The 16,960-nt window shown below is 63.7% G+C and carries 10 protein-coding genes; 3 read left to right on the plus strand and 7 right to left on the minus strand.

Annotated elements, in window-relative coordinates:
* From mdtC to ACUXAC_RS00665, 3 genes are read right to left on the minus strand one after another with little or no spacing between them, the layout of a single operon-like run.
* The gene (gene mdtC, locus ACUXAC_RS00655) at positions 1-3,081 is read right to left on the minus strand and encodes a multidrug efflux RND transporter permease subunit MdtC (protein WP_387444826.1); all 3,081 of its coding nucleotides are present in this window, start codon (positions 3,079-3,081) and stop codon (positions 1-3) included.
* Positions 3,078-6,197 (minus strand): MdtB/MuxB family multidrug efflux RND transporter permease subunit, encoded by a 3,120-nt coding sequence (locus tag ACUXAC_RS00660; RefSeq protein ID WP_454266390.1) that lies wholly within the window; start codon positions 6,195-6,197, stop codon positions 3,078-3,080. The genes mdtC and ACUXAC_RS00660 overlap by 4 nt, the downstream gene beginning before the upstream one ends.
* A complete protein-coding gene (locus tag ACUXAC_RS00665) occupies positions 6,197-7,450 on the minus strand; it encodes an MdtA/MuxA family multidrug efflux RND transporter periplasmic adaptor subunit (protein ID WP_142110361.1) in 1,254 nt (417 codons plus the stop codon). The genes ACUXAC_RS00660 and ACUXAC_RS00665 overlap by 1 nt, the downstream gene beginning before the upstream one ends.
* Positions 7,451-7,723: 273 nt before the next feature.
* Between ACUXAC_RS00665 and ACUXAC_RS00670 the strand changes: the two genes are divergently transcribed.
* Complete coding sequence (locus ACUXAC_RS00670; RefSeq protein WP_387444832.1) at positions 7,724-8,677, plus strand: aldo/keto reductase; 954 nt, start codon at positions 7,724-7,726, stop codon at positions 8,675-8,677.
* Between the two features lie 68 nt (positions 8,678-8,745).
* The gene (locus tag ACUXAC_RS00675; RefSeq protein WP_387444835.1) at positions 8,746-9,363 is read left to right on the plus strand and encodes a pyridoxamine 5'-phosphate oxidase family protein; all 618 of its coding nucleotides are present in this window, start codon (positions 8,746-8,748) and stop codon (positions 9,361-9,363) included.
* Here ACUXAC_RS00675 and ACUXAC_RS00680 read toward each other — a convergent pair.
* Together ACUXAC_RS00680 and yegD are read right to left on the minus strand one after the other, a co-directional pair.
* The gene (locus tag ACUXAC_RS00680; protein WP_102984290.1) at positions 9,360-9,926 is read right to left on the minus strand and encodes a GNAT family N-acetyltransferase; all 567 of its coding nucleotides are present in this window, start codon (positions 9,924-9,926) and stop codon (positions 9,360-9,362) included. The two genes, ACUXAC_RS00675 and ACUXAC_RS00680, sit on opposite strands and share 4 nt — an antisense overlap.
* 51 nt (positions 9,927-9,977) lie before the next feature.
* Positions 9,978-11,330, minus strand: a complete 1,353-nt coding sequence (yegD, locus tag ACUXAC_RS00685; protein WP_048234531.1) for a molecular chaperone — start codon at positions 11,328-11,330, stop codon at positions 9,978-9,980.
* 164 nt (positions 11,331-11,494) lie between these two features.
* Between yegD and alkA the strand changes: the two genes are divergently transcribed.
* A complete protein-coding gene (alkA, locus tag ACUXAC_RS00690) occupies positions 11,495-12,985 on the plus strand; it encodes a DNA-3-methyladenine glycosylase 2 (protein WP_087762429.1) in 1,491 nt (496 codons plus the stop codon).
* 12 nt (positions 12,986-12,997) lie between these two features.
* On the opposite strand, the gene ACUXAC_RS00695 is transcribed toward alkA, so the two are convergent.
* Entirely contained in the window at positions 12,998-13,351 is a 354-nt protein-coding gene (locus ACUXAC_RS00695; protein WP_049200678.1) for a DNA-binding protein, read from the minus strand.
* Positions 13,352-13,543: 192 nt separating this feature from the next.
* The gene (locus ACUXAC_RS00700; protein ID WP_387444840.1) at positions 13,544-16,870 is read right to left on the minus strand and encodes a diguanylate cyclase; all 3,327 of its coding nucleotides are present in this window, start codon (positions 16,868-16,870) and stop codon (positions 13,544-13,546) included.
* Positions 16,871-16,960 lie beyond the last annotated feature (90 nt).

Below are 16,960 nucleotides of genomic sequence, written 5' to 3' on the forward strand. Positions count from 1 at the left end.
TTAGTGTGGCAGCGGGGCCAGTTGCTTGTTGCGGCGGAACTTCGCCTGCAGCCGGTCGAAGTAAAGATAGACCACCGGCGTGGTGTACAGCGTCAGCAGCTGGCTCATCACCAGGCCGCCGGCGATGGTGATGCCGAGCGGCTGGCGTAGCTCCGCGCCGTCGCCGCTGGTCAGCACCAGCGGCAGCGCGCCGAACAGCGCTGCCAGCGTGGTCATCATGATCGGCCGGAAACGCAGCAGGCTGGCCTGGAAAATCGCCTCGCGGGCGCTGATGCCGCCGTTGCGCTGCGCCTCGAGCGCGAAGTCGACCATCATGATGGCGTTTTTCTTTACGATGCCGATCAACAGCATGATGCCTATCAGCGCGATCAGGCTGAACGGCGCGCCGAACAGCTCGAGCGCCAGCAGCGCCCCCACGCCGGCGGAAGGCAGCGTGGAAAGGATGGTCAGCGGATGGATATAGCTCTCATACAGCACGCCGAGCACGATGTACACCGTGGCGATCGCCGCCAGGATCAGAATCAGCTGCGACTTCAGGGTGTCCTGGAACACCTGGGCGGTGCCGGCGAACGCGCCGCGTACCGTGGACGGCACGCCGAGCTGAGTCATGGTGCGCTCTACCGCGGCAGTGGCGTCCGACAGGCTGCCGCCGTCCGGCAGGTTAAAGGAGATGGTCGAGGCGGCGGATAGCCCCTGATGGTTGACCGACAGCGGCGCGTTGGCCGGCCGCCAACTGGCGAAGTAGGAGAGCGGTATCGCCTTGCCTTCGTTGTTGATGATGAACATTTTGTCCAGCGAACTCACGTCCTGGGTGTAGGGTGGCGCCACTTCCATCACCACCTTGTATTGGTTGAGCGGCTGATAGATGGTCGAAATCTGCCGCTGGCCGAAGGCGTTGTTCAGCAGGTTGTTGGCGTCAGACACCGAAATGCCAAGGCGCGCCATGGTTTCACGATCGTAGACCAGATCCATCTCCGAACCTTTATCCTGCTGATCCGAGTTGACGTCCGCCAGCTCGGGCAATGCGGCCAGCGCGGTGCGGATCTTCGGCTCCCATTCGCGCAGCGCGGCGAGATCGTCCGCCAGCAGCGTATATTGGTAGCTGGCGTTGGCCTGCCGGCCGCCGACGCGGATATCCTGCACTGCCATCAGAAACAGGCTGGCGCCCGGTTCTTTGGCCAGGCGAGCGCGCAGGCGGGCGATCACTTTCTGCGCGTCGTCGCTGCGTACCGACAGAGGTTTAAGCGCGATGAACATCGAACCGCTGTTGGTGCGCGAGCCGCCGGTAAAACCGGTGACGTTTTCCACGTCCGGATCTTCGCGCACGATTTTCATGAAGTCTTCCAGTTTGCCGCGCATCGCCTGGAACGAAATGCTTTGGTCGGCCTGGATAAAGCCCATCAGGCGCCCGGTATCCTGTTCCGGGAAGAAGGTTTTCGGGATGCTGATATACAGCCAGACGTTGAGCGCAAGGGTGGCGAGGAACACCGCCAGCACCCAGCGCGAGTGGCCGAGCACCCAGTTCAGCGAGCGTCCGTAGCCCTGCTGCAGCGCCAGCAGCATTTTGCCGAAGCCGCGCGCCCGCCGCTGCGAACGCGGCGGCTGGTGGCGCAGCAGGTAGGCGCACATCATCGGCGTGAGCGTCAGCGAGACGATGAGCGACAGCCCGATCGATACCGACAAGGTGACGGCGAACTCGCGGAATAGCCGGCCGGGCAGGCCTTCCATCAGCAGCAGCGGGATAAACACCGCTACCAGCGAAACGCTCATCGACAGCACGGTGAAGCCGACTTCCCGCGCGCCCAGCAGCGCGGCGTTGATCGGTTTCATGCCGGCCTCGACGTGGCGGGAAATGTTTTCCAACACCACGATGGCGTCGTCCACCACAAAGCCGGTGGCGATGGTCAGCGCCATCAGCGACAGGTTATTGAGGCTGAACCCGCACAGATACATGGCGGCGAACGAGCCGATCAGCGACACCGGCACGGCGACCGCCGGGATCAGCGTGGCGCGCCCGGAGCGCAGGAAGATGAACACCACCAGGATCACCAACCCGATGGCGATCGCCAGCGACTGTTCGACCTCGGCCAGCGACGCGCGAATGGTCGGCGAACGATCCTGCGCGACGTTGAGTTTTATCGAGGCCGGGATATTTTCCTGCAGGGCGGGCAGCTCGGCGCGAATGCGATCGACGGTTTCGATGATGTTGGCGTCCGGCGCACGGCTGATGGCCAGAATGATCGCCGGTTTGGCGTCGGTCATCCCGGCGTTGCGCACGTCTTGCACCGAGTCTTTAACCTCGGCCACGTCGGCTAAACGCACCGCCGAGCCGTTGTTGTAATGAATGATCAGCGGACGGTAGGCATCGGCGGTTTTCAGCGCGTCGTTGGCCTGGATCTGCCAGCGCTGCTGCGGGTTTTCCACGGCGCCCTGCGGGCGGCGCACGTTGGCGTTGGCGATGGCCTGCCGTACGGTGTCCAGCGACACGCCCTGATTGAACAGCGCCGAAGGGTTCAGCTCGACCCGCACCGCCGGCAGCGAGCTGCCGCCCACGGAAACGTCGCCGACGCCCTCGGTCTGGCTGATTTTCTGCGCCAACTGGGTGGAGGCGAAATCGTAAAGCTGCCCCTGGCTGTAGGTGTCCGAGGTCAGCGTCAGGATCATGATCGGCGCGTCGGAAGGGTTGACCTTGCGGTAGCTGGGACGGCTCGGCATGCCGGTCGGCAGCAGGCTTTGCGCGGCGTTGATCGCCGCCTGTACGTCGCGCGCGGCGCCGTTGATGTCGCGATCGAGATCAAACTGCAAAATGACCCGGGTACTGCCGAGCGAACTCATCGAGGTCATTTCGTTAACCCCGGCGATGCGGCCCAGCGCGCGCTCCAGCGGCGTCGCCACCGAGGACGCCATGGTTTCCGGCGAGGCGCCCGGCAGCGACGCGCTGATCGAAATCACCGGAAAGTCCACCTGCGGCAGCGGCGACACCGGCAGCAGGCGAAAGCCGATCGCGCCGCTGATGGCGATGGCCAGCGTCAGCAGGGTGGTGGCCACCGGCCGGTGAATGAACAGGGCGAAGAATTTCACGGCAGCTCCTGCGTATCCGGCTGACGATGCGTGTTGCGCGCCAGTTTGTCAAACAGCAGGTAGATCACCGGCGTGGTGAACAGCGTCAGGATCTGGCTCATGATCAAACCGCCGACCATACAGACGCCAAGCGGATGCCGCAGCTCCGCGCCGACGCCGGTGCTCAGCATCAGCGGCAGCGCGCCGAGCAAGGCCGCCAGCGTGGTCATCAGGATCGGCCTAAAACGCAGCAGGCAGGCCTGATAGATGGCGTCGCGCGGCGATAAACCCTGCTCGCGTTCCGCCGCCAGCGCGAAGTCGATCATCATGATGGCGTTCTTCTTCACAATACCGATCAGCAGGATGATGCCGATGATGGCGATCACGTCCAGCTCGCTGCCGGCCATCATGAGCGCGAGCAGCGCGCCGACCCCGGCGGTCGGCAGGGTAGAGAGGATGGTGACCGGGTGAATGAAGCTTTCATACAGCACGCCCAGCACGATGTACATCGCCACCACCGCCGCCAAAATCAGCCACAGCGTGCTGCCGAGCGCCGCCTGGAAGGCCAGGGTCGCGCCCTGGAATTTGGTGGTGATGTCTTTCGGCATCGCCAGGGTCTTCTCGACCTGGGTAATGGCGTTGACCGCTTCTTCCAGCGAGTAGCCCTCCGCCACGTTGAAGGAGACGGTGGTCGCCGGGAACTGATCGAGGTGGTTGATCGCCAGCGGCCCGTTGCGCTGTTCGATTTTGGCGAGGGTATTCAGCGGCACCACGGCGCCGTCGTTGCCGCTCAGACGGATCTCATTGAGCGCCGCCAGCCCCGGCGTCGCACTGACGTCGTGCTCCAGCACCACGCGGTATTGGTTGGCCTGGGTGTAGATGGTGGAGATCAGGCGCTGGCCGAACGCGTTGTACAGCGCATTGTCCACGTCGCTCATGGTGACGCCGAGGCGAGAGGCCGAATCGCGATCGACGTTGACGTAGGCCACCAGCCCCTGATCCTGCCAGTCGCTGGTGACGTCCGCCAACTGCGGGGTTTGCTTCAGCTCATCCATCAGCTGCGGCACCCATAGGCTGAGATCGTCCAGGGACATCGCCTGCAGGGTGAACTGGTACTGGGTGCGGCTGACCTGGGTATCGATGGTCAGATCCTGCACCGGCTGCAGATACAGCTTCACGCCGGGGAACTGCGCCGTCTGCTGCTGCAGGCGGCTGATGATCGCCGGAATGCAGTCGCTGCGTTCGCTCAGCGGCTTCAGGTTGATCTGCAGCCGGCCGCTGTTGAGCGTGGCGTTGCTGCCGTCGACGCCGACGAACGATGCCAGGCTCTCCACCGCCGGATCTTTGAGGATCTGCGCCGCGACCTGCTGCTGGCGCTCGGCCATATTGCTGAACGAGACGCTCTGCGGCGCCTCCAGCGTGCCCTGAATGATGCCGTTGTCCTGCACCGGGAAGAAGCCTTTCGGGATCAGCAGGTACAGCAATACCGTCAGCGCCAGGGTGCCCACGGCCACGCCGAGCGTCAGCCAGGGATGATTAAGCACCGTTTTCAGCCACTTGCCGTATTGCGCGATCACCCGGTCGAAAAAGCGTTCGGAGGCGGCGGAAAAACGGTTCTGCTTGCGCAGCGACTCGTGGCTGAGCATGCGAGCGCACATCATCGGCGTCAGCGTCAGCGACACCACGGCGGAGATCAAAATCGCCACCGCCAGCGTGACGGCGAACTCGCGGAACAGGCGGCCGACGATGTCGCCCATGAACAGCAGCGGGATCAGCACCGCCACCAGCGAGAAGGTCAGCGAGATGATGGTGAAGCCGATCTCGCCGGCGCCTTTCAGCGCGGCGTCGAGCGGTTTTTCCCCTTTCTCGATGTAGCGCGAGATGTTCTCGATCACCACGATGGCGTCGTCCACCACGAAGCCGGTGGCGATGGTCAGCGCCATCAGCGTCAGGTTGTTGATGGAGAAGCCGAGGAAGTACATGGCGGCGAAGGTGCCGACCAGCGACAGCGGCACCGCCACGCTGGGGATAATGGTCGCCGGCACGTTGCGCAGGAATACGTAGATCACCATCACCACCAGCGCGATCGCCAGCAGCAGCTCGAACTGCACGTCGCTGACCGAGGCGCGGATGGTGGTGGTGCGATCGGTCAACACCTTGACGTCGACCGACTTGGGCAGGCTTTTAATCAGCGTCGGCAGCATTTCGCGGATGCTGTCGGCGGTCGTGATGACGTTGACGCCGGGCTGGCGTTGGATGTTCAGCACGATCGCCTGTTGCTTGTTGGCCCAGGCCGCCAGTCGGGTGTTTTCCGCCCCTTGTTCGATGGTGGCGATATCCTGCAGGCGGATCGCCGCGCCGTTCTGGTAGGCGACGATCAGCTGGCGATAGTCGTCGGCAGATTTCATTTGGTCGTTGGCAGACAGGGTGACGGATCGGGTCGGGCCGTCAAGGCTGCCTTTCGCCGAGTTGACGTTGGCGTTGCTGATGGCGGCGCGGATGGTTTCACTGTTCAGGCCATAGGCGGCGACCGCCGCGGCGTTCAATTTTACGCGCACCGCCGGGCGTTGGCCGCCGGCCAGCGTCACCAGGCCGACGCCGGTCACCTGAGAAATTTTTTGCGCCACGCGGGTTTCCACCATGTCTTCCACCTGCGTCATCGGCATGGCGGTGGAGGTCACGGCCAGCGTCAGGATCGGCGGATCGGCGGGGTTAACCTTGCTGTAGATCGGCGGGTAGGGCAGATCGGTCGGCAGCAGGTTGGTGGCGGAGTTGATCGCCGCCTGCACTTCCTGCTCTGCGACGTCGAGTGGCAGCGCCAGCTGGAACTGCAGGGTGACCACCGAGGCGCCGCCGGAACTTTGCGACGCCATTTGCTTCAGACCGGACATCTGGCCGAACTGGCGTTCCAGCGGCGCGGTAATGGCGGAGGTCACCACGTCCGGACTGGCGCCGGGGTATAGCGTCACCACCTGGATGGTGGGGTAATCCACCTCCGGCAGGGCGGACACCGGCAACGCGCGATAGCCGATAATCCCCGCCAGCAATATCGCCACCATCAGCAGCGTGGTGGCGACCGGACGCAGAATAAACAGGCGGGACGGACCGCCGCCGGCGTTGGGAGGCATCACCTGCATCAGGACTTCCTCTGAACGTCAGGTTCGCGCTTGGCGTTAGCCGCGGCCGACGCTTCGCTCGGCGCGAGCACTTCCACCTGCATGCCTTCGGTCAGGCGATCGATGCCGTCGGTCACCACCCGATCGCCGGCGTTGAGGCCGGCGCTGATCACCACCTGCCGGCTGTCCTGCACGCCGGCGGTGACCCGATGTTTGCTGACCTTGTTGTCTTCACCGAGCGTCCAGACGAAGTTGCCCTCGTTGCCCATCTGCAGCGCGGCGGTCGGGATTACCACTGCATCGTGCAGGGTATCCACCTGCAGCCGCGCGTTGACGAACTGGTTGGGGAACAGCGCGTCATCTTCGTTGGTGAAGCGCGCTTTCAGCTTGATGGTGCCGGTGGCGGTATCAATTTGGTTGTCCAGGCTCAGCAGCGAACCGGTCGTCAGCTTGTTCTGGTTGGTGCGGTCCCAGGCTTCGACGCTCACCGGCCCGGCTTTTTGCGCCTTGAGCAGATCGGCGATGTTGCCTTCGGGCAGCGTGAACACCACGTCGATCGGGTGCGTCTGCGTGATCACCACCAGACCGGTGGTGCTGCCGCTGGTGACATAGTTGCCGACGTCGACCAGTTTCAGGCCTACGCGGCCGTCGATTGGCGCAGTGATGCGGCTATAGGTGATCTGCAGTTTGGCGCTGTCGACCGCGCCCTGATCGGCCTTGATCGCGCCTTCGGTCTGCTGCACCAGCGAGGCCTGCGTATCCAGCTCCTGACGGGAAACCAGATTGGTTTTCACCAGCTGCTGATAGCGGGCCAGATCGCGCCGGGCGTTGGCCAGCGTGGCCTGATCTTTTGCCAACTGCCCCTGAGCCTGGGTCAACTGAACCTGGAACGGCCGGGGATCGATTTCCGCCAGCAGATCGCCGGCTTTGACCTGCTGGCCTTCGGTAAAGTGGATCGCCATCAGCTGGCCATCGACCCGGCTGGTGACGGTCACGGTATTGGCGGCGGTGGCGGTGCCCAAGCCGGAAAGATAGCGCGGCACCGTCTGGCGGGTGGCGGTCGCCGCCTGTACCGGCGACATCGGGGTGCCGCGTCTGCCGCCCGCCGCGCGGCCCGCTCCTGTTTTACCCGCGGCCTGGTGCGCGCCCGGCGTCGTCCCGGCGGTCGGTTGGGCGGCGCTGAAATGGCGCCAGGCCAGAACGGCGACGATGATCGCAATCGCCGCAACCAGCAGGCGCAGCAGCAGGGAACGACGTTGGGGTTTTGCATTCATGGTGGTGAAAACTCTCTCCAAAAGGCAGGGGCGCGGGCACTCATTGCCACAAAAATGACACTCCTTACAGGATACTAGTTTAGCCAGCGAAGACGGCATAAAAATGAAGGAAATATGGAGGAACCGTCAGCATTGTCTTAATAAGTGGGCGATTTGAGCGTGCTATGTTTATAAGTGATTTATTCCGGCTTATAGCCAATACGTTTTAACGATTTCCTGTGTTTGGCGCTAATAATTAACGAGCGAATTATTTAACCCATGGAGCCTCTATCAATGAGCAAAAAACAACTGGGCCGTTCGGGCATTCAGGTGCCGGCGTTGACCTTCGGCGGCAACGTGTTCGGCTGGACGGCGGATCAAGCGACCTCTTTCAGCCTGTTGGATGCGCTGGTGGACAATCAGCTCAACTTTATCGACACCGCCGACGTTTATTCCAGCTGGGCGCCGGGCAATCGGGGAGGCGAATCGGAAACCGTCATCGGCGAATGGCTCAAGAAGAGCGGCAAGCGCGACCAGGTGATCATTGCCACCAAAGTGGGCAAACTGATGGGCGAAGGCAAACAGGGGCTGTCGCCGCGCTATATTCAGCAGGCGGTGGAAGACTCGCTGCGCCGCCTGCAAACCGATTATATCGATCTTTACCAATCGCACGACGATGACCGCGATACGCCGTTGGAAGAGACGCTGGCGGCGTTCGATGCGCTGATCAAGGCCGGCAAGGTGCGGGCGATTGGCGCCTCCAACTATCAGGCGGATCGCCTGGAAGAAGCGCTGCGGGTGAGTGAAATCAACGGGCTGGCGCGCTACGAAACCCTGCAGCCGGAATACAATCTGTATGCGCGAGAAGGGTATGAAGCCGAGCTGGAAGGCGTGGCGCAGCGCCATGGTCTCGGGGTGATCAACTTCTTCGCGCTGGCCAGCGGTTTCCTGACCGGCAAATACCGCAGCAAAGCGGATGAGGGCAAAAGCCAGCGCGGCGATCGCATCGTCGAACGCTATCTTAACCCGCGCGGCTTCCGCATTCTGGCGGCGCTGGATCAGGTGGCTGGTAAGCACGGCACCTCCCCGGCGCAGGTCTCGCTGGCCTGGCTGATTGCGCGCCCGAGCATCACCGCGCCGATCGTCAGCGCCACCTCGTTGCCGCAGCTGGATGAGTTGGTCAGCGCCACGCACCTGACGCTGGATGCGGACGACATCCAGGCGCTGAACCACGCCAGCGCCGGGTAAGGCGCGTTACCCGGCGGCGATTTTGCTCTATGCTGAAGGGGTCAACATGGCCCATTCAGGAAACCGCAATGTCTGGTGATACCATCAACGACCTCGCGACGCTGGAACAGCTGTACGGCAAACCCGGCGCCCCCTCGGTTTTTAAAGAAGTCAGCTATATCCACCCGGCGTACCGCCCGTTTATCGAGGCGGCGCCGTTTGCCGCCCTCTCGACGGTCGGGCCGGACGGCATGGATGTCTCGCCGCGCGGCGATCCGGCCGGTTTTCTCCACATCGAAGACGAGAAAACCCTGCTGCTGCCGGATAGGCGCGGCAATAACCGCATCGATAGCCTGCGCAATATTCTGCACGACAACCGGGTGGCGCTGCTGCTGCTGATCCCTGGCATCGGCGAAACGCTGCGGATTAACGGGCGGGCGGAGATCGTGGTGGCGCCGGCGGTGCTGCAGCGCTTCGCCCACCGCAATCAGCTGCCGCGTTCGGTGTTGCGCATTCGGGTGGAGGCGGTGTTCTTCCAGTGCAGCCGGGCGATCTTGCGTTCGGGACTTTGGGAAGAGGGCAGCCGCCTCGAACGTTCGGCGCTGCCCAGCCCCGGCCATATTTTGGCCGTGGTGAGCCAAACGCGCTTCGACGGTGAGGAGTACGACCAGGCGCTGCCGCAGCGGCTGAAGGATACGCTGTATTAATCGCCGCGGCGTTCGCGCCACGTTTGCCGGTTCAGCCGGTACAAGACATGTTTTTGCAGCGGGTGCCCCGCCGGCAGGCGTGGGTGCAGGAAGGTTTCGCCGTCAAAGTGCATGCCGATGCGCTCCATCACCCGGCGTGACGGCTGGTTATCTTCGGCGGTGAAGGACACCACTTCCGGCAAGTGCAGCGTGTCGAAGGCACACGCCAGCGCAGTGCGTGCCGCTTCAGCGGCGTAGCCGTTGCCCCAGTGGGCCGCCGCCAGCCGCCAACCGATCTCCACGCAGGGGGAGCAAGGCAGATCGTCGCCCGGCCGCGCCAGCCCGACAAAACCGATAAAGGGCGCGCCGCCTTTCACTTCCACCGCCCATAGCCCCCAGCCATGTTGCTGCATGAAGGCGCGGATGCGTTCGGCCTGCGCGTGGCTTTCTTCGGCCGTCATCGTCGCCGGGAAATAGCGCATCACCTGCGGATCGGCGTTAAGCGCGGCGAAGGCCGGCAGATCGTCGTCGCGCCAGGGGCGCAGCCGCAGCCTGTCGCTGTCGAGGGTAAGGATGGTTGACATGATGCATAGCCTCCAATGAGCAAGGGCGCGGCGAGCCGCGCCCTTGGGCCGTCAACGGAACAGCGTTTGCGCCCAGCGCGCCAGCCCGGCGGTGACCGAGCCGAAGTCGTTGCCGCCGACGATCGGAATGCCCGGCAGCTGCTGTTGCAGCGCGGCGCGCAGCAGCGGCGAACGCGCGCTGCCGCCGGTCAGGTAGATCACCTGCGGCGCGGTCTGGCTGCTGGCCAACGCGGCGCTGACCTGCTCCTGGATGCGCATCAACGGCTGCGAGATGGCGTCGGCGAGCTGATCCTGGCTGATGCTTTCCGCCAGATCGGCCTGGACGAAGCTGAGCGGCGCGCTGATGGCGGTTTGGCCGGACAGGGCTATCTTACTCTCTTCGGCCGCGCGCACCAGCCGGTAGCTCAGGCGCTGCTGGTACACTTTCAGCAGGCGTTTGACCTTTTCCGGCTCCGCCGCGTCGAGGATCAGATCGCGCAGCACGCGGCCATTGGCGGCGCTGTAGAAGTCGTTTTGCGCCGGTACGTCGTTGGTCGCCACCGCGTTCCAGTAAGGCAGCGCCGGCAGGGCAATGCCTTTCCCGGTTTCGCCGCCCAGACCGAACAGCGGCATCAGCTGTTTGAAGGCCAACATGATGTCCAGATCGTTACCGCCGACCCGGCAGCCGCTGTGGCCCAGCAGGCTCTGCTGACGATCGGCGCGGTCGCGCCACTGCGGGCCCATCAGCAGCACCGAGCAGTCGGTGGTGCCGCCGCCGATGTCCACCACCAGCACGGTTTGCTCTTCGCTCAGCGTCGCCTCGAAGTCCAGCCCTGCCGCCACCGGCTCGAACTGGAATTCAATCTCTTTGAAACCGGCGCGTTCGGCGGCGCGCTGCAAAATGCCCTGCGCCTGCCGGTTGGCCTCTTCGCCGCCGATGCCCTGGAAGTTGATCGGTCGGCCGATCACCGCTTGATCGATACCGGCCTGCAGCACGTTTTCCGCCTGGCGTTTGATGTGGAACATCATGGCGCAGACCAGGTCTTCGAACAGGGCGATCTGCTGCGGCTTCAGGCCGTTGGCGCCGAGGAAGGACTTCGGCGAGCGCACGAAGTACACCTCTTCCGGATCTTCCATGTAGTGCGCCAGCGCCTGCAGGCCGAACAGCACGCTGTCGCCGCCGACCGGAATGTCTTCTTCGCGGTTGTAACTGATGGCGCGGCGCAGCAGCTGCTGGTTTTCTTCGCTGCCGGTCGGTACCTGCCAGTGGCGGTGCAGGCACTCGCTCACCGCTTCGCGGGTCGGCGCGCACAGCATCGAAGGCAGATACGGCTCGTTGTTTTCCAGCGTCAGCAGCTCGGGGCCGTGGTCGCGCATCACCGCGACGGAACAGTTGGCTGTCCCATAGTCGAATCCAATAAACATCTCTTTTTTGTCCCCATGCCAATGAAGGGGGGCGACTTTACCCGAGACGGGGCCGGTGGGCAATGCGCTGATGCGCGAGTGTCGAAAAATTTAGCGGGCGCGGCATCGGCATGCTTAACTTAATGTCCGAATTCCGCACGTCAGCGCGCCAGCCGAGCCCCATAATGCAGAAAAAACCGAACCCGAGCGTTGCCATGAATACCCAACAGCAAGCGTTGTACGACGCGCTGCGCGCGCGTGACCGCAAATTCGACGGCCGCTTTTTCGTCGGCGTCTCTTCCACCGGCATTTATTGCCGCCCGGTGTGCAGCGCCCGCACGCCGAAGCTGGAAAATTGCACCTTCTATCCGAGCGCGGCGGCGGCCGAGCTGGCGGGCTTTCGCCCCTGTCTTAAATGCCGGCCGGAACTGGCGCCCGGTCTGGCGCTGATCGATCTGGGCAACCGCTATGCGCAGGTGGCGGTGCAGCTCATCGAGCAGGGCTATCTGTCCGAACACAGCTGCGAAGCGCTGGCGGCGCGGCTCGGCATTTCCGATCGCCACCTGCGGCGTATCTTCGCCGAACAGTTTGGCGCTTCGCCGATCGATTACGCGCAGTCGCACCGGTTGTTGCAGGCCAAACGCCTGTTGGCGGATACCGACCTGCCGCTCAGCGAGGTGGCGTTCGCCGCCGGTTTCGGCAGCCTGCGGCGTTTCAACGAGCTGTTCAAGGCGCGCTATCGCCTGATTCCGTCGGCGCTGCGCAGCGGCGGCGCGCGCGGTGAACGGGCCGCCGCCAGCGGCCTGGTGTTCCACCTGGGCTATCGGCCGCCCTATGACTGGGATCGCATGTTGAACTTCTTGCAGGCGCGCGCCGTGCAGGGCGTCGAGCGGGTCGAGGGGCGCCGCTATCTGCGTTCGATCGCCGTCAGCCAGGGCGGTACGGAGTATTGCGGCTGGCTCAGCGTGCAGCCGGAAGAAGCGCGCAACCGGGTCAGGGTAGAGATCGCGCCGGCGCTCAGTTTGGTGACGACGGAGGTGCTGCGCCGCGTACGCTTGCTGTTCGATTTGGACGCCGCGCCGGATCGCATCAATGAGGCGCTGGGTTCGCTGGCGGCCGATGCGCCGGGGCTGCGCTTGCCGGGCTGCGTAAACAGCTTCGAGCAGGCGGCGCGTGCGGTGCTGGGGCAATTGGTCAGCGTGAAAATGGCGGCAACCTTCGCCGGGCGGATGGCCGAACGTTGGGGAGAACCGCTGGCGGCGCCGCACGAGGGCATCACCCACGTTTTCCCTAGCGCTGAACGGGTGGCGCAGCTGCAGCCCGAAGCACTGCGCCCGCTCGGGGTACAGCTGAAGCGCGCGGCGGCGCTGATCGAGATCGCCCGCGCGCTGGGCGAAGGGCGGCTGCAGCTCGATAACGTGCTGGATATCGAACAGGGCATCAAGGCGCTGACCGCGCTGCCGGGCATCGGCAGCTGGACCGCCAGCTATATCGCGATGCGCGCCTGGTCTTGGCCGGACGTGTTCCTGGCCGGCGATTACCTGATCAAACAGCGTTTCCCCGGCATGACGCCGCGCCAGATCGAACGCTATGCCGAACGTTGGCGCCCGTGGCGATCTTACGCCACGTTGCACCTGTGGCACAACGACGGTTGGGCGCCGGAAGGGGAGGAGTGAGGCGCATTCGGGCTAGCGGGGGGCGTCGATCAGCTGCAGCAGGCGGCTCATGCCTTCGCGCATCAGGAACGCCAGCAGCTTTTCCCGCTCGGCCGGCGTCAGATGGTAGTAATACTCGATCCAGACCCGAATAGGATCCTGGCGTTTGATGTCGTAGTCCGGATGGTCGGCCTCGCGTAAGGCCGACAGGCTGCGCGCGCCGAACGGCAGGCTGTCGATATGGTATTCCAGCGCTTTACCCTGCACGCCGCTGCGGCGGCGGCTGACCCAGCCTTCGCGTCGGGCCATCAGATTGACCCCTTGCGGGGTCGAGGGCAACCCCGCTTTCCCCATCAGTTCCCTGGCGGAAAACCATTTCTTTTCCATAGTCCCTTATCCCTGAGCTATCACATGTCGAGGAAAATCAACGGATACGTCGATGTCCGCATGGGAGCTTCATCTTACTTAATCGTTTAAGCTTCAGGTGTTATTTATATCACTAATCTCGTACTGGTTAACATAATGTGAAAGATGAGAGGTGCGGCGCCGCCCGTGAGACGGCGCCGGCGAGGGAAGGCGTTAGCGGATGCCGAAGTAGCCGTCGCTGAGCAGAACCGCCAACGGCTGCTCCAGCGCCACCTGGTCGCCGTCTGCCAGATCGACGCCGACATCGCGCAGCGCCTGCAGCGTCACTGGCTGGTGGGCCGGCCCGGCGAGCGTTTGCGCCTTGATCCGATGCGCCGCGCCGTTGAGCATCGAGACCATCAGCTCATCCATTTGGTTGCAGTGCAGGTTGGTGATAAAGCGTTCATCGATGCGAATGATGTCTATCTTCTGATCGCCCAGCTCATCGAAGGCATTGATGTTATGCCCAAAGCCGTTGACGATCAGTCGACAGCCCAGCAGCTGCAGTTCGCGCAGACACGCTCGGCACTGCGCGGCGTGTTCCAGCACCACGGCTTCATCAACGCTGAACAGCAGTGCCCGCGGCGGCAGCGAGGAAGCGCGCACCGTTTCCGTCAGGAAGCGTTGGAAGTCGGTGTTCAGCAGGCTGTCGGTAGCCAGCGGCAACGCGAGCGACAGCCCCTTGCGCTTGATGTCGTCGGCGTACGATACCAGCAGCTGCGTCACCGCCCAGCGGTCGATGTCCGGCATCAGGCCGTACAGCTGCGCTGCGGCGATGAACGCCTCGTGCGGCAGCGGCCGATCGTCTGGTGCCATCACCTGTAGTTTCACCTGGTGAAATGCGGCCGACAGCGGCGTTGCCGGCGGCGCGACCGCGCGGGTCAGCAGCCGCAGCTGCCCCTCGCTGATGATCGTCTGTACCTCCTGTGGGTTCAGCAATTCATGCTGCCGTTCCAGCAGCTGTTTTTGCCGTGTTTCGTACAGATAAACCTGGCCGCGGCCGTGGTGCTTGGCGGTGTAGCAGGCGATGTCGGCCTGGGCCAGCAGTTCGCTGCTTTTGGCGTCGCCGCCGATGCGCGTGATGCCGGCGCTGGCGCCGACGCGATAAATTTTCCCTTCCCAGTAGAACGGATGCTGGCTGATTTGGTTGACTACCTGCTGCATCAGCGATTTCGCTTGCTCCAGCCGGCAGTCGAACAGGATCAAACCGAACTCGTCGCCGCCCAGCCGAGCCAGGCAGTCGCTGTTGCGCAGCTGGTGCCGCATCAGCTGGGCGATGTCCCGCAGCAAGGCATCACCCGCCGCGTGGCCGGCGGTGTCGTTTACCGCTTTGAACCGATCCAGATCGAGGAACACCAGCGAATGCGGCGACGACGGTTCCCCGCCGGCGGCGATCGCCGCCTTCAGCTGCTTCTCGAAGCGGGTGCGGTTCGGCAGGCCGGTCAGCGCGTCGTGCGAGGCGCTGTAGCTGAGTTTTTTCATCAGTTCGCGCGAGGCGGTGACGTCCTGCAGCACCATCACCGCGCCCATGGTTTCGCCATCGAGGGTTTTCAGCGGTGAGACCGACTGCTGCACGTCGAAATAACGTCCGTCGCGGCTGTGCAGCACCAGCGCGTAATCCGCCGGCCACTGCCGCGGGTATTGCGTGAGGTTTTCGATTTCCGGGCCGTCTTTGCCGTTGGTCAGGCGCACCACGCCGGCGACCGGCATGCCGATCGCCAGCTCGAGCGGCCAGCCACACATCTGCTCGGCCACCGGGTTCATAAAGGTGATGCGCAGGTGGCTGTCGGTGGAGATCACCCCTTCGCCGATGGCGTCGAGGGTGATGTGCAGGCGCTCTTTTTCTTCGTGCAGCGCCTCGGCGAGGATCTTGAGCTCGGTCATGTCGATATTGGTGCCGATCATGCGCAGCGGCTGGCCCTGGTCGTCGAGGATCACGTTGCCCTGGCCGCGAATATGGCGCAATTTGCCGCCGCGCGTGGTAATGCGAAATTCCATGACGAAAGGCTTGGGAGCGGCCAGCAGCGCGGCCAGCTCGCGATCGGTACGCTCGCGATCTTCCGGCACCAGCAGGGTGCGCCACAGCGCCAGCGTCGGCGTTTGGTCGGGATTGAGATCGTAGAGTTCGAACATGCGCTGATCCCAGGTGAAGTTTTCCTGGCTCATCACCCATTCCCAAATGCCGACGCCGCCCACCTGGTTGGCCAGCGTAATGCGCTCCACCAGCCGGTTGTTCTCCGCCTCGCTGCGTTTGAGGCCGCTGATGTCCTCGACCTGAGAGATGAAGTACAGCGGTTGCCCTTCGGCGTCGCGCACCAGCGAGACGGCCAATAGCGCCCAAACGGTCTGGCCGTCGCTGCGGATATAGCGTTTCTCCATGGTGTAGCTGCTGATGTGGCCGTCGAGCAGATCGTGCAGCTGGCTGAGATCGGCGTTGAGGTCGTCCGGGTGGGTGATGGCCTGGAACGTCAGGCGGTGCAACCCTTCCGGCGTATAGCCGAGCAGTTTGCACAGTGCCTGATTGACCTGCAGCCATTTGCCCTCCGGCGACACCAGCGCCATGCCGATGGCGGAATACTCCAGCGCGCTGCGAAAGCGGCTTTCGCTCTCGACGATGTGCTGTTTCTCCACCCGGAAGGTGTGCATCACCATCGCCATCGCGTGTGCCGGGATCAGGATCAGCAGCATCGGCAAGTACAGTCCAAGCTCACCGAAGACGTGTGCAGAGGCCTGCAGGTGCAGCACGCCCAGCGAGATCAGCACCGTGATCAGCAGCAGGGTGCAGAAACAGACGGCGAAGGCTTCGAAGCGCGGCAGCGCGATGGCGGCCCACAGCAGCGGCAGGATGACGAAGGTGAACGGGAACGGCAGATAGGTCAGCGCCAGGTAGCTGAAGGCCAGGGAGCCCATCAGCGTGAGCAGCAGCGGGTAGGGGTTCAGCGCCGCCAAGGTGCGGCGGTGATAGGTGAGGCCGAGCGGCGCCAGCGACAGCACCCCTATCGCTTCGGAGATGAACCAGATGCCGAACGATTGCCAGAACGTTTGATCCGGCGTGGGCGAGAGCCCGGCGGCCAGCAGCGCGCTGAACAGCGGGGTGAAGATCACGGCGCACACCACAAAGCGCAGCCAGCAGCCCAGATCGCTCAGCGGATCGTTCGCCGGCAGCGTGCGGCGCAGCAGCAGGGCGCAAACCGCCGCTTCCAGCAGGTTGATGGCGGCCAGCTTGACGGGAGTGGCGCTGACGCCGAACAGCAAGAAACTGGCGAGCACGATGCCGAGGCCGCTGGCCAGCAGCGGCAGGCCCCAGTGGCGCGGGGCGTGGCGGTACAGCACGGCGATCGCGGCGGCGGTCGGGAACCACAGCGGCGTGAAGTGGCGGGCTTCGCTGGACAGCGACAGGCTCAGCAAGGCGAGTAGAAACGTCGCCAACGCCACTAACAGGGAATGCGTCAGCATGACGCCTTTGTGGGTGCCGAACGTGTTCGGCGCGCTGATCTCCATAGACACCCTTACCGATGGCCTCTGTCAGTGATTGGATTCATGACGTGGATGAATTAAGACGATTTATTGGCAAAGGGTAGTACAGCGCGA

This window comes from Serratia sp. 121840015-1 (genome assembly GCF_053627655.1).

Excerpts from the sequence above, each read along its gene's own strand:
- ACUXAC_RS00660 (WP_454266390.1), bottom strand. The coding sequence starts at position 6,197 with ATGCAGGTGATGCCTCCCAACGCCGGCGGCGGTCCGTCCCGCCTGTTT.
- ACUXAC_RS00665 (WP_142110361.1), bottom strand. The coding sequence starts at position 7,450 with ATGAATGCAAAACCCCAACGTCGTTCCCTGCTGCTGCGCCTGCTGGTT.
- ACUXAC_RS00670 (WP_387444832.1), top strand. The coding sequence starts at position 7,724 with ATGAGCAAAAAACAACTGGGCCGTTCGGGCATTCAGGTGCCGGCGTTG.
- ACUXAC_RS00675 (WP_387444835.1), top strand. The coding sequence starts at position 8,746 with ATGTCTGGTGATACCATCAACGACCTCGCGACGCTGGAACAGCTGTAC.
- ACUXAC_RS00680 (WP_102984290.1), bottom strand. The coding sequence starts at position 9,926 with ATGTCAACCATCCTTACCCTCGACAGCGACAGGCTGCGGCTGCGCCCC.
- yegD (WP_048234531.1), bottom strand. The coding sequence starts at position 11,330 with ATGTTTATTGGATTCGACTATGGGACAGCCAACTGTTCCGTCGCGGTG.
- alkA (WP_087762429.1), top strand. The coding sequence starts at position 11,495 with ATGCAGAAAAAACCGAACCCGAGCGTTGCCATGAATACCCAACAGCAA.
- ACUXAC_RS00695 (WP_049200678.1), bottom strand. The coding sequence starts at position 13,351 with ATGGAAAAGAAATGGTTTTCCGCCAGGGAACTGATGGGGAAAGCGGGG.
- ACUXAC_RS00700 (WP_387444840.1), bottom strand. The coding sequence starts at position 16,870 with ATGGAGATCAGCGCGCCGAACACGTTCGGCACCCACAAAGGCGTCATG.